This window comes from Micromonospora chokoriensis (assembly GCF_000718555.1).
Taxonomy (GTDB): domain Bacteria; phylum Actinomycetota; class Actinomycetes; order Mycobacteriales; family Micromonosporaceae; genus Micromonospora; species Micromonospora chokoriensis_B.
Genome location: NZ_JOAN01000002.1, coordinates 313,273 through 325,800, shown reverse-complemented (window position 1 = coordinate 325,800; position 12,528 = coordinate 313,273). Strand labels below are relative to the sequence as shown.

The 12,528-nt window shown below is 68.0% G+C and carries 10 protein-coding genes; 6 read left to right on the top strand and 4 right to left on the bottom strand.

Translation table 11 applies throughout. The features are described 5' to 3' along the window. The first annotated feature begins 9 nt into the window (after nt 1-9). The 3 genes from IF46_RS0104865 (at nt 10) to hpxZ (ending at nt 2,803) form a co-directional block, all read left to right on the top strand. The gene (locus tag IF46_RS0104865; RefSeq protein ID WP_030487058.1) at nt 10-702 is read left to right on the top strand and encodes a cysteine hydrolase family protein; all 693 of its coding nucleotides are present in this window, start codon (nt 10-12) and stop codon (nt 700-702) included. A gap of 12 nt (nt 703-714) precedes the next feature. Continuing rightward, nucleotides 715-2,343, top strand: coding sequence for a hypothetical protein (locus tag IF46_RS0104860; protein ID WP_030487057.1), 1,629 nt, complete (start codon nt 715-717; stop codon nt 2,341-2,343). An 82-nt stretch (nt 2,344-2,425) separates the two neighbouring features. After that, on the top strand, nt 2,426-2,803 hold the full coding sequence (gene hpxZ, locus IF46_RS0104855) for an oxalurate catabolism protein HpxZ (RefSeq protein ID WP_030487056.1): 378 nt from the start codon (nt 2,426-2,428) through the stop codon (nt 2,801-2,803). Between the two features lie 57 nt (nt 2,804-2,860). Here hpxZ and IF46_RS0104850 read toward each other — a convergent pair whose 3' ends face one another. Then, nucleotides 2,861-4,768 (bottom strand): hypothetical protein, encoded by a 1,908-nt coding sequence (locus tag IF46_RS0104850; protein WP_157562591.1) that lies wholly within the window; start codon nt 4,766-4,768, stop codon nt 2,861-2,863. A gap of 313 nt (nt 4,769-5,081) precedes the next feature. On the opposite strand from IF46_RS0104850, the gene IF46_RS0104845 reads away from it, so the two are divergent. From IF46_RS0104845 to IF46_RS0104835, 3 genes are all read left to right on the top strand, one after another. Further along, on the top strand, nt 5,082-6,521 hold the full coding sequence (locus IF46_RS0104845) for a glycoside hydrolase family 43 protein (protein ID WP_030487054.1): 1,440 nt from the start codon (nt 5,082-5,084) through the stop codon (nt 6,519-6,521). A gap of 34 nt (nt 6,522-6,555) precedes the next feature. Then, on the top strand, nt 6,556-8,073 hold the full coding sequence (locus IF46_RS0104840; protein ID WP_030487053.1) for an RICIN domain-containing protein: 1,518 nt from the start codon (nt 6,556-6,558) through the stop codon (nt 8,071-8,073). A gap of 121 nt (nt 8,074-8,194) precedes the next feature. Beyond that, on the top strand, nt 8,195-8,866 hold the full coding sequence (locus IF46_RS0104835; RefSeq protein WP_030487052.1) for a hypothetical protein: 672 nt from the start codon (nt 8,195-8,197) through the stop codon (nt 8,864-8,866). A gap of 77 nt (nt 8,867-8,943) precedes the next feature. Here the strand turns inward: IF46_RS0104835 and IF46_RS0104830 are convergent, their stop codons facing one another. The 3 genes from IF46_RS0104830 to IF46_RS0104820 all read right to left on the bottom strand — a co-directional run bounded on the left by IF46_RS0104830 (nt 8,944) and on the right by IF46_RS0104820 (nt 12,520). Next, nucleotides 8,944-10,281, bottom strand: a complete 1,338-nt coding sequence (locus IF46_RS0104830) for a ricin-type beta-trefoil lectin domain protein (protein ID WP_030487051.1) — start codon at nt 10,279-10,281, stop codon at nt 8,944-8,946. Nucleotides 10,282-10,334: 53 nt separating this feature from the next. Then, nucleotides 10,335-11,681, bottom strand: a complete 1,347-nt coding sequence (locus tag IF46_RS0104825) for a ricin-type beta-trefoil lectin domain protein (RefSeq protein ID WP_030487050.1) — start codon at nt 11,679-11,681, stop codon at nt 10,335-10,337. Between the two features lie 275 nt (nt 11,682-11,956). Beyond that, the gene (locus IF46_RS0104820) at nt 11,957-12,520 is read right to left on the bottom strand and encodes a DM13 domain-containing protein (RefSeq protein ID WP_030487049.1); all 564 of its coding nucleotides are present in this window, start codon (nt 12,518-12,520) and stop codon (nt 11,957-11,959) included. Nucleotides 12,521-12,528: the final 8 nt, after the last annotated feature.

Below are 12,528 nucleotides of genomic sequence, written 5' to 3'. Positions count from 1 at the left end.
GGTGCGCCCATGTTGACCATCACCGCCGCGCGACCCGGCCCGTACGCCTTCGACATTTCAACCACGGCGCTACTCGTCATCGACATGCAGCGCGACTTCCTGGAACCTGGCGGGTTCGGTGCCAGCCTGGGCAACGACGTCGGCCAGTTACGCCGCACCATCGCACCGCTCGCGGCGTTGCTGGCCGACGCCCGCGCCGTCGGCCTGAGCGTCGTGCACACCCGCGAGGGGCACCTGCCCGACCTGTCCGACTGCCCGCCGGCCAAACTCAGCCGCGGGGCGCCGAGTATGCGGATCGGTGACTCCGGCCCCAACGGTCGGATTCTGGTCCGTGGCGAGTACGGCCACGACATCATCGACGAGCTGACGCCGCTGCCCGGCGAGCCGGTCATCGACAAGCCCGGCAAGGGCGCCTTCTACGCCACCAACCTGGACACCCTGCTCACGGAGCGGGGGATCCGCAGCCTCCTGGTCACCGGGGTCACCACCGAAGTGTGCGTGCACACGACCGTCCGGGAGGCCAACGACCGCGGGTACGAGTGCCTCGTGCTCGCCGACTGCGTCGGGTCCTACTTCCCCGAGTTCCAGCGGGTCGGGCTCGACATGATCGCCGCCCAGGGCGGAATCTTCGGCTGGGTCGCCGACTCGGCGCAGGTGCGCGCCGCCCTGCCCACCACCGGAGTGTTGCAACCCTCCTTCTGACCGGGAGCAGCCATGGTCTCGACCAAACCCACAGTCGTCCCCCTCCCGTACTGGGTGCGCGGCGACACCAACGCGTTCTTCGGCTTCGGTGTCAACGTCCTGGTCAACGTGCTCACCCTGACCGGGCTCTGCCTGGCCGTGGTGAACCTCCCCGAGGGGGAGGTGTTCGGCACGATCCTGCCGGCGCTCGGCATCGCCCTGGTCGCCGGCAACATCTACTACACCTACCTGGCCCGCCGGCTGGCCCGTCGGGAGAACCGCACCGATGTGACGGCCCTGCCGTACGGGCCGAGCGTGCCGCACATGTTCATCGTCATCTTCGTCATCATGCTCCCGATCTACCTGCGCACCCAGGATCCCGTGCGGGCCTGGGAGGCAGGGCTGGCATGGGCGTTCATCATCGGCGTGATCGTGCTGATCGGCGCGTTCGTTGGGCCCTACATCCGCCGGTACGCACCCCGGGCCGCGCTGCTCGGCACCCTCGCGGGAATCTCCATCACGTTCATCTCGATGAACCCGGCCGGGCAGATGTGGCGGATGGCCTGGGTCGCCCTACCGGTCTTCGCGTTGCTGCTGATCGGCCTGCTCACCGACGTGAAGCTGCCGTTCAACTTTCCGATCGGCCTCGCCGCGCTGCTGCTCGGCACCGCGATCGGCTGGGCCGGCGGGGCGATGTCGGTGCCGGACGTCACGGCTGCGGCCCGGGACATCGCGATCGCCGTACCCTCGTTCAAGCTCGACCTGCTCTTCACCGGGCTGGCCGACATGGCACCCCTGCTGGCGACGGCGATCCCGCTCGGCGTCTACAACTTCACCGAAGGCATGACAAACGTGGAGAGCGCGGCCACCGCGGGGGACAACTACAACCTGCGCAGCGTGCTGCTCGCCGACGGAGCGGGTGCGGTGATCGGGGCCGCGCTCGGCTCGCCGTTCCCGCCTGCCGTCTATGTCGGACACCCGGGTTGGAAGGCCGCAGGCGGACGCAGCGGCTACTCGATGGCGACCGGCGTGGTGATCGCGGTGCTCTGCTTCCTCGGCATGTTCGGGCTGCTCGGCGCGATCTTCCCGACGGCGGCCATCGTGCCCATCCTGCTCTACATCGGATTGTTGATTGGGGCACAGGCGTTCCAGGCGACCCCCCGGGCGCACGCCGCCGCCGTGGTCGCCGCGCTGATCCCAAACATCGCGGCCTGGGCCACCGGGCAGATCGACAACACGTTGGCAGCGGCCGGCACCACCGCCGCGGCAGTCGGCGACGACGCGCTCAACGGCGCCGGCGTGATCTACGACGGGTTGCTGGTGCTCGGTCAGGGCGCGATCCTCGCCGGCCTGGTGCTCGGCGCGGTGGTGGTCTTCATCATCGACAAGCGGTTCGTGCGGGCCGCGATCTTCGCCGGCTCCGGCGCGCTGCTGTCGTTCATCGGGCTGATCCATGGCGAGCGGATCGAGTGGAACGCCAACGGTCAGGTAGCACTCGGCTACCTCTTCGTCGCGGTGATCTGTGTGGTCTTCGCGCTGGCCCGTCCCACGCCCCGCGACCCCGACCCGGAGGAGATCGAACTGGACCGAGAGCCCGCTCGGGCCGACCCGGCCAGCGGCCGGTCCGACGGCGAGCAGCGGACGTCGGCGCTGAGCGGCTGAGCCGGCTGGCCCGGTCGGGGGCAGCACGGCTTCCGACCGGGCCGGCCAGTTCCCGACCCAACGGATCGAAGGGACGTGCCGCATGGAGATCGACCGGACGGACGTGGTCGCCGAGGTGGCGGCGGCCTTCGCCGACTACGAGCGGGCGTTGGCCGACAACGACGCCGACCGGATCTGCGGCTACTTCTGGGATTCCGAGCGGACCGTGCGGTTCGGCCTCGCCGACCATCAGTACGGGCTGGACGAGCAGCGCAAGTGGCGGGCTGCGCAGCCACCGCTGCCGGCCGGTCGCCGGCTGGTCGACCCGGTGGTCACCACGTTCGGCCCGGACCTGGCGGTCGTGACGACCCGATTCGGTTACGCCGGCGCCGCCACCACCGGGCGGCAGACCCAGACCTGGGTACGCCTGCCCGTCGGCTGGCGGATCGTCACCGCCCACGTCTCGGTCGTGGCCGGCTAGTGCTGTGCCGCAGGGATGAGTGACTGCCGGAGACCTGCGGGATGAGGTCGGCCGTGATCACGGCGACCCGCCGGGTCTGTCCTCCCACACCAATGCCTCGGTACGCTTGCTGACCAGCACGGAACGCGTCTTCCTCCACAGCACGTCGATCCGGTAGAGCAGAACCTTGGCGAGAATTTCGAGGCCCTCCGTCAGGCTGGTGTAAGACTGCGATCGGAAGGCCACGTAACAGCCGGCGAAGACCAACCAGGGAGCGACGCCGAAGCCGGGCTGCAGGCCCAGGCTGTACTGAGTCGCCGCGAGGCCGACCGTCCCGGCGAGCAGCACGAGCGTGCGGACCCTGGTGTTGGCGCTGGCCAGCATCGCCACCGCCGCCACGGCGGTCACCAACGCGACCCAGCCCAGTCGAGTGTCGGCAGCCGGCATGTCGAGGCCGTCGGCCATGAGCACGCCCAGTGGCGCGGACAGGAGGAGGGCGATGAGCGCCGCGCTGTTCCACGGGCTTATCAGCAGGCCGCGCTTCTCCAGCATGGTTTCATCACCGCAGTCGGCGTCGTCCTTGCTGTGGCTCCCGGGGGCGACCGGTTTGCCGGTGTACGGGAGCAGCGCCGCGATCTGCGGCTTTGCTCGCAGTTCCGGCGCGTACCGGATCTCGCCGTCGACCTCGCGGCAGTAGCTGCTTGCCTCCAACGCCCAGGTCAGCGTCACGAACATCACCCCGAACGCGCCGAAAGCACCTGCCACCAGCCAGGTTCGGGCGTCGTGGGGACCGAGCCCGATCAGCCAGCATGCGACGGCTGCCCGCAGCACGTAGCCGAGCCCGACGGCGAGCCAGATCGCCACGGTGACCGGCGTCGTCCGCTCCGGCCGGTCCGAGGCGGGGCGCCGCCGCAGAGCCTCGTACAGCACGGCGACACCGAAAACCGAGCAGATGAGGCAGGCCATTACCCAGGCCAGGTCGAAGTAGACACCGACGCCGATCGCCAGGGCGACACGGGCGAGAGCTGTGACGGCCGACCGCCGCACGTTGCGTCGCATCGTCGGATTGCTGTTGCCGACCGGCAGCCTCTTGCGCGCGCTCCTCGCGGGATGAGCGACATCGTCGGCCAGCCCGATGATGTCGTTCCACTGATAGCGGGCGGTGTAGATGAGACCTTCCAGCATGAGCCACACCACCGCCGCGGTTGCCAGCTCATCTCGGTCGAGCCGAATGGATCCGGCCCACAGGAGGAGTCCTCCGACCGCCGGCACGATGATCCACTTGATCCAGTCCGCAGTCCTTGGCACCAGAAGGTAGGACCAGAGCTTTCGTTCCTCGTCGTGTGGCGGCTCGGGCCTGCTGAGGTCGAGTGTGCGCGCCGCGTACCTCGCCGCGTGCTTGAAGAAGAGCGAGTTTCCGCCGACTGCGGTGGCCATGACCTCGACGGTGAACAGGAGCGCGAACAGGCCGTAGACGATAAACATGATCAATTGCCAGGGCTGGCCGAGGCGGAGTGCGACGTACAGGGCGAGTCCGCCGAAGACGACCACGACGCAGAAGTAGATAAGTAGATAGAGCAGCCGATAGCCGAGCCGTCCCCGGCGCAGGCTGACTATCTCGGTCATCACGCCGACGAGGCTGGCTGGGCGCAGCTCCGGAACCGCGACAAGTTGGTCGACCGCGTACGTCTGCAACTCCGTCTCGACCGCGCGGATGTAGTAGGAGCGCATCGTCGCGACGACGCCCAACATCTGCATGTATGCAAGCGCGGCGAGGGTCGGGAGTGGGGTCGCGGCGAGCAGCGCGTCATGTGCGGTGACGCAGTCGTCTGTCTGCGCGAACTGGCAGGTCTGGCTCACGACCGCCACCACGGCAGTGGCTAGGGCCACCGCAACGCCGATCATCGCCGCCATGGTGGCGATGAAGCTTCGATCATCGTCGCGAGCCATCTCGTAATCACTTATCAGCACGGCGAGCCGCGCCATGTCAGGAGCGTTCTCGGCGGCGCCTACCATCACGCGGGCCACGGCCATCAATGTGGCACACCGCAGCAAGTGGGGGCACCCCGGGACGTCCAGTGCTGCTGCTGGATGTTCCGCAGGACGACGATCCGATGACCGGCGCGGATGAATTCAAACGAGCACCTTCGATGCCTTGACACTCCAGATGCGATCGCTAACACTTGTCCGCAACACGAATTTAACGAACAGAACACATAGGTACGGCCCGGATTTGTTAACGCTCACACGCGTGATCACCGGGCCACCCGGCAGCGACACCCGCGGAGGAGAAGGACCCATGTCGAGAGTCCTCGCCCGGCTCTGCGCGGTTGCGGTCACCGCGTGCCTGCTGTTCACCACCTGGTCGGCGGCGACGCCGAAGGAGGCCGCCGCACTCGACCCGACAGTCGGCTACCTGATGGCGCACTTCACCGGTGAGTCGTCGACCGCCCAGCAGCTCTACCTCGCGCACAGCACCGACGGCCTGCGCTGGACCGACCTCAACAACGGCGGGCTCGTGCTGCGTTCCACCGTCGGCACCCGCGGCGTACGCGACCCCGCCCTGGTCCGCTCGCCCGGCGGCGACCGGTACTGGATCATCGCCACGGATCTGTGCATCGGCTGCGGCCAGGACTGGTCGACCGCGATCAACAATGGCAGCCGCAATCTCGTCGTGTGGGAGTCCACCGACCTGGTCAACTGGTCGGCGCCGTGGCTGCTGAACGTCGCCGGCCCGATCCCGGACGGACGCAATGCCTGGGCTCCGGAGGCGATCTGGAACCCGGCCACCAGCGACTACGTCCTCTACTGGGCGACGAACGTCCCGGCCAACGGGGTCACCAAGCACCGCATCTACTACGCGCGCACGACGGACTTTCGCAGCATCACCACACCGCAGATCTTCATCAACCGACCCGGTAACCAGGAGATCATCGACACCCAGATCGTCGAGGTGCCGGCCGGCGTCGGCGGCTACCGCTACGTCCGAGCCTCCCGGGACGGCCAGATCGCCATCGAAGGTAGCAACTCCATCCTCGGCACCTGGACGAGCCTCGGGAATCTGTCCGGCATCGGGCTGACCGGCGCACAGGTCGAAGGCCCGATGTGGCTGAAGTTCAACACGCGCAACGAGTGGGTCCTCTACCTTGACCAGTACGCCAGCGGACGCGGCTACCTGCCCGTCCTGACCACCGACCCGTCGAGCCCGGGTGCCTACCGGCTGCCGGCATCCGGCTCGTACGCCATGGGTGGCAGCAAGAAACGGCACGGAACGATCCTCAACCTGACCGCCGCCGAGCAGAACCGCGTGCTCGCTCGCTGGCCCAACACCGCGGTCAACCGGATCCAGTCGTACAACTTCCAGGACCGGTACGTGCGGCACTACGACTACGACGTCCGCATCGACCCGAACGTCAGCCCCGCTCAGGACGGCCAGTGGCGGCTGGTGCCCGGTCTGGTCGGCTCCGGCACGGTCTCCATCCAGTCGGTCAACTATCCGGGCTACTACCTGCGCCACTACGGGTTCGACTTCCGGCTGGAAGCCAACGACGGCACCGCCACCTTCGCCGCCGACGCGACCTTCCGGCAGGTCGCCGGCCTCGCCAACTCCTCGTGGACATCGTTTCAGTCCTACAGCCACCCGGACCGCTACCTCCGGCACTACAACTGCGTGCTCCGGCTCGATCCGCTCTCCGACACGCAGAGCCGCGCCGACGCCACCTTCCGCCTGACCAGCTGAACTCCGACCGCGGCCCACACCGATTGGACATGTCATGACACGGAGCACGTCGTCTCATGGATACGTACCGCGCAGCACCCGGCCGCTTCGCCGGCTGCTGATCGCCCTGGTGGCCGCGATGACCGCTTTGGTCGGCGTCGTCGCCGTCACGTCGTCGCCGGCCACCGCCGCCACCAACCAGTTCCGAGGCATGAACTGGGCAATGCTGGGTGACAACTTCAAGACCAGCCCACTCGTCGTGCAGGGCCTGAATTCAACCGACAGCAACGCGACCGTGCGGGCCAAGGCCAACGCCCTCTACGACGACATGGCCTCCACCATGGGGGTCAACACGATCCGGCTGCCCATCAACACCCACACGGTGGGGACGGCCTGGTGGGAGGCGTACCGAGGTGCCATCGACGCGGCCACCGCCCGCGGATTCAAGGTGATCCTCGCCTACTGGGAGGACGGCGCCGCCTCCGGCGGCAGGATCACGAATCTCGCCGCGTGGAACACGATGTGGTCCACGGTGACGAATACGTACGGCTCGAACACCAACGTCTACTTCGAGCCGATGAACGAGCCGCACGGTTACAGCTCGGTCGAGTGGCGCAACGTCGCCGCGAACTGGCTCAGCTACCACACCTCCGCGGTGCCCGGCCGGGTGCTGATCGGCGGCACCGGCTTCAGCCAGGATCTACGCGACATCTGCAACGACAGCCGCTTCAACTCGACGCTGCTCTCCTTCCACTACTACGCCTTCTTCTACGGCGCGATGACCTACGACGCCTTCCGCAGCCACATCCAGACCCGCCTCGGCAACTGCGCCTCCCGCGCGGTCGCGACCGAGTTCGGCGCGCCGATGAACGACGGTCGCAACTACGCCGACGCGGGCAGCACCGACAACTTCGTGCGCTACATCCGGGCCATGGCTCAGGTCATGCGGGACAACCAGATGGGCGGCACCTACTGGCCCGCCCTCGGCGGCAAGACCGGCACCATCGGCTACGACTGGTATTCGATATTCGCTCTCACCGGCAGCGGCACCGACCTCAACCTGACCGTCCGCAACGCCTCCGGCGCGGATCGGATCCGGTACGGGTGGGGCGACACCATCGATGGTGGCCCGACGACGCCTCCGCCGTCGACGGGAACGTTCTACCGGATCAACGTGCGGCACAGCGGCAAGGCCATGGACGTCCAGTCACCGAACACCGACAACGGCGCGCGCGTCGGTCAGTACACCTACGGCGGCAATGCCTGGCAGCAGTGGCAGTTCCAGGACGCCGGCAGCGGCTACTGGCGCATCGTCAGCCGAAACAGCGGCAAGTGCCTCGACGTGGTGAGCGCGTCGACCGCCGACGGTGCCGAACTCGTCCAGTACACCTGCGGCACCGGCACCAACCAGCAGTTCCAGATGGTCGCCAACGGCAGCTACTTCCAGCTCCGCGCACGACACAGCAACAAGTGCGTGGACGTACCGGCCGCGTCGACCGCGGACGGGGTGGTCCTCAAGCAGTATCCGTGCAACACCGGCACCAACCAGCAGTGGTCGCGTACCGCCGTGTGATGGTGCAACGGCGATTCCCGGACGACGACGGGTTGCCTGTCGGCAATCCGTCGTTGTCCGGGCGGCGGGCGTATCCGTAGCGTCGCGACTACGGATCGATGCCCAGCGGGAAGGACCCCTCGTGACCGAACTCGTTGCCGCGCAGCTCGTCGTGAACAGCAGAATGATCTACTTCGGTTGGCTGCCGGCCGACCCCGACGCGGTGGCCGCCCTGGTGCCCGACGGGCTCAAGCCGGCACCGAACCACCAGGTCTTCATGAACCAGTACGTCGTCGACGACGCCGGGCAGACCTCTGGCTTCGGCGCTTACTCCCTGACGTACATCGGGCCGGACCTCGCCGGGGTCGACGCTCCCGACGGTGTCACGCCCGGCCGCTGGTGGACGCACTACGTCAACTCCAGCCCGGTCGTCCGGGCGTACGCCGCCGCCCGGGGTGTGCCGGCGACCCCGGGAAAGACCACCATCGAGGTACGGGGGCACCGGCTGATCGCGACGACCGAGGCGGACGGCGTACCGGTGATCAGGACGACCGCCCGCATCGGGCGCACCGGTGACGCCGTCAACTCCGGTCAGCTGCGCTACCTCACCCGGCTCGACGGCAGGCTGCTCAGCGGCAACTACCCGTTCGTGGCGGAGCCGGTCGACCCGTTCGAGGTCGAGTCCCTGGAGTTCCTCGAACCCGACCACCCGGTGTACGCGCTGCGTCCGGCCGATCCGCTGGAGATCACCTGGGGCTTCTACTCACCGCGCGCGTCGTTCGCCTACCCGGGCGGCGAGTCGGTGCTCGACTGAGCCCGGCACCTGAGGAGAGCCACGACGCGCCGCCCGGGGCAGGACCCGAGCGGCGCGTCGTCGACGTGGTGGCTTGCCTAGTTGCGCCTGCTCCACTGTTGGTTGGCGCCGCCGTGGCAGGCCCAGAGGTGCAGTTGCGTCCCATTGGCGGTGCCGGAACTGATGGCGTCCAGGCAGAGCCCTGACTGGGCTCCGGTGATGGTGCCGTTGGAGTTCAGGTTCCACTGCTGGTTGGGTTGACCGTTGCAGTCCCAGATGATTGCCGCGGTGCCGTTGCTGCTGCCCGCCCCGCTGGCGTCCAGGCACTTGTTGCCGTAGACGGTCAGGGTGCGGTTGGCGGTGTAGGTCCAGCGTTGGTTGGTGCCACCGTGGCAGTCCCACAGTTGCGGGCGGGCGCCGTTGCTGGTGCTCGAGTTGGGTACGTCGATGCAACGGCCGGACGGGCTACCCACGATCAGCACGTTCTGCTGGCCGGCTGGCGGCGTCGATGGCGGGGGAGTGGTGGGCGGCACGGTCGAGCCGAACTGGCTGAAGAACCGCCACACCTCCTGCTTGACCCAGCTCTGCGCGCCGCTCTCGCAGCCGGCACACCCATCCACCGGGCCTTGCTGGTGGCCGCCGTCGAACGCGGCCCAGACCACCGGATATCCACTCTGGCAGGAGTAGGCGGTGGTGATGTGGGTTCGGCTGCCGGCCGTCGGTTCGGGTGGGTTCTGCGCGGCACAACCGTTGTTCCGGACGAATCTGTCCCGCAGCGACCGCCCACTCTGGATGTTGTCGTTGATGCCATGAATCCCCAGGTACGCCACTGGCTGGGTGCCGCCGCTGCATCCGCTGATCGCGCCGGGGGCCGCGATTGCCGCGACGGCACGGAACACGGCCGGTCGGGAACACGCCAACGAGTAGCTCATCGCGCCGCCGTAGCTGAACCCGACCGAGAAGCGTTGTGTCGTGTCGACGCAGAGCGCGTTGTCGATCATGCGGATCATGTCGTCGGTGAAGGTCACGTCCTCACCGTTGGAGTTGCCCCAGCCGTTGTTGAGGCCCTGCGGGGCGACGAAGATCGTGGTGTTGTTCGACTGGGAGAGCATGCCGTAGTAGGCCCACGGGGCCCCGTCGGATCCGCCCGACGCGACCTGATTGGCCGTCCCGCCCAGCCAGTGGAACCCGAAGGCCAGCCGGTGGGGGTAGGTGTTGTTGTAGCTGTCGGGCAGCCGAAGGATGAAGCTGCGGCTCTTCCCGTTGCTCTGGATGGTGTGGGTGCCGCTGTTCAGGCCGGGCGCCTTGCCGCAGCCGGCGGTGCTGGCCGCGGCCGCCGGTGCGACGGTCGTGACGACGTAGACCCCGACGGCGAGCAGGACCATGACCGCCATGGCTGCCGCTATCCAGGGGGTGGCGAGTTTGCGAAGTGGCACAGCTGATCCTCCTTGTGCGTTAACCGAGATCCACTTGTGCTTTCCCGAGACGCTCAGCTTCGGCTCCACCGTTGGCTGGCCGCGCCGGTGCAGTCCCGGATCTGGATGCGCGTGCCGTTGGCTGTGCCGCTGCCGACCACGTCCAGGCATCGGCCGGAGCCGACCCCGGTGATCGAGCCGTCGGCATTGAGCCGCCACTGCTGATTGGACTGGCCGTTGCAGTCCCAGATGATCACCGAGCTGCCGTTCGCGGTGCCGGCGCCGTTCACGTCGAGACACTTGCCGCCGAAGACGCGCAGCTCCTGGGCGGCGGTCGAGGTCCAGCTCTGGTTGCTCTGGCCGTGGCAGTCCCAGATGATCGCTGCCGCGCCGTTGGCCTGCGAGGCGCCGTTGACGTCCAGGCACCGTCCGGCGGACGCGTTACGCAGCGGCGACGTGCCGCCCGGTGGTGGGGTGGTCGGTGGGTTGGTGGGATCGGTGCTGCCGAACTGGGTGAAGAACCTCCACACCTCACCCTTGGTCCAGGTCCTGGCGCCGCTGTCTCCGCCGCCGTCCACCGGGCCGGGGGTGTGCCCGCCGTCGAAGGCGGCCCACACCACCGGGTAGCCGGACCGGCAGCCGGAGTAGGTGGTGGTGACGTGGGTGAGGCTGCCGGCCCTCGGCTCGGGCGGGTTCTGTGCGGTGCAGCCGTTGTTCCTAACGAACGTGTCGCGCAGGGACCGTCCGGCGGAGACGTTGAGCACCGAGTCCCCGATGCCATGGATACCCATGTACGCGACCGGCTGGGTGCCGCCGCTGCACCCGCTGAGCTGCCCGCCGGAGTAGACCGCGACAGCGCGGAAGACACCCGGCCGGGAACAGGCCAGCGAGTAGCTCATGCCACCGCCGTAGCTGAAGCCGAGCGCGAATCGTTGCGTCGTGTCGACGCAGAGGTCCGACTCGATCAGGCTGATCATGTTGTCGACGAAGGTGACATCCTGGCCGCCGGGGTTGGCCCAGCCGTTGCCGTTGCCCTGGGGGGCGACGAAGATGGTGCTGTTGTTCGCCTGCTGCCGCAGCCCGTAGTAGGACCAGGCCGCCCCGTCCGACCCACCGCCGTCGACATCGTTGGCGGTGCCGCCGTTCCAGTGGAATCCGAAGATCAACCGGTACGGGTGGCTGCGGTCGTAGTTGTCCGGAATCCTCAGGATGAAACTACGGTTCTGGCCGCCGCTCTGGATGGACCGTTGGCCGCTGGTCAACGTGGGCGCCTTGCCGCACCCGGCGGTCGCCGCTGCCGCGGCGACGTCCGTGGCCGATGCGGTGGTGTTCACGCCGCCGGCGAGTACCGCCGCGCTCACGGTCACGACGACGGCTGCCGCCGTTGCCAGAAGACCAAGGATGGGTCTACGTCTTGTCATGATGGGCTCCCGCCACTCGGCACACACTGATCGACAGCGGTCCGCGGCGGCCTCACGCCGTCGCGACGCGCCACTTCCGGATCACCCCTGCGGGTGAAACCCCAGAAGGCGCGAGTGCCCACGGCGCCCGGTCGGCTCATCGCCACAGGTTCCCGCCACTGGTCTCGCTGCCCATGCGGGACCAGTCAGTCGTCGAATCGATTCGCTTCGACGCTAGATCTTTCAGTGAAGTATGTCAATGCCGTGTCCGGCGGGTTGCGACCCGGGTGGCGGGGTCAGCTGCTCGTGAGATCGGCCGCGCCGAAGGAGACCGCGAACCGCTTGCACCAGATGGAGACGCTGCGGAAGTCGCGGGGGTCAACCGATGCCGGTAGGTCGTACACCTGATTGCCCTTGTTGCCCTTGAGCTTTGCCAACTCGACCCATTCGCCATCATCGAACACTCGCCAGCCGGCGGTGCCGTCGATGACCGGTTGGTCGGTCAGCCACACCCGCAGGTCCGGGCCGTTCGACGTCTTCAGGTCTCGAATGACGAGCTGGTGGCGCCCGTCGGCGAGCCGGTGAATCTCGGCACTGCCGGTCGTCCGGTGCTCATGGGTGACGAACTCGCCGGTGGTCAGGATCTCGTTCCGCGCTGGTGTGGCTGCCGAAGCCGCAGGGGACGGGGTCGCGGTCGTCGGGGTGGCTGCTGGCGTCTCGACCCGGGGAATCGACTCGTCCACGTAGGTGTCGGTGAACAGCTTCCACGGCTGGAACCAGTAGAGAGCCAGCATCGCCACGACGACAGCGCAGGCGAGACCGGCCAAGGCCACCGGCGACCGGAAGATCCGCTTTCCCATCACCGCAG

What these genes read in the sequence shown, in the direction of transcription:
- IF46_RS0104845 (WP_030487054.1), top strand. Translation starts at nt 5,082, where the DNA reads ATGTCGAGAGTCCTCGCCCGGCTCTGCGCGGTTGCGGTCACCGCGTGC.
- IF46_RS0104860 (WP_030487057.1), top strand. Translation starts at nt 715, where the DNA reads ATGGTCTCGACCAAACCCACAGTCGTCCCCCTCCCGTACTGGGTGCGC.
- IF46_RS0104865 (WP_030487058.1), top strand. Translation starts at nt 10, where the DNA reads ATGTTGACCATCACCGCCGCGCGACCCGGCCCGTACGCCTTCGACATT.
- IF46_RS0104850 (WP_157562591.1), bottom strand. Translation starts at nt 4,768, where the DNA reads ATGGCGCGGCTCGCCGTGCTGATAAGTGATTACGAGATGGCTCGCGAC.
- hpxZ (WP_030487056.1), top strand. Translation starts at nt 2,426, where the DNA reads ATGGAGATCGACCGGACGGACGTGGTCGCCGAGGTGGCGGCGGCCTTC.
- IF46_RS0104840 (WP_030487053.1), top strand. Translation starts at nt 6,556, where the DNA reads ATGACACGGAGCACGTCGTCTCATGGATACGTACCGCGCAGCACCCGG.
- IF46_RS0104825 (WP_030487050.1), bottom strand. Translation starts at nt 11,681, where the DNA reads ATGACAAGACGTAGACCCATCCTTGGTCTTCTGGCAACGGCGGCAGCC.
- IF46_RS0104820 (WP_030487049.1), bottom strand. Translation starts at nt 12,520, where the DNA reads ATGGGAAAGCGGATCTTCCGGTCGCCGGTGGCCTTGGCCGGTCTCGCC.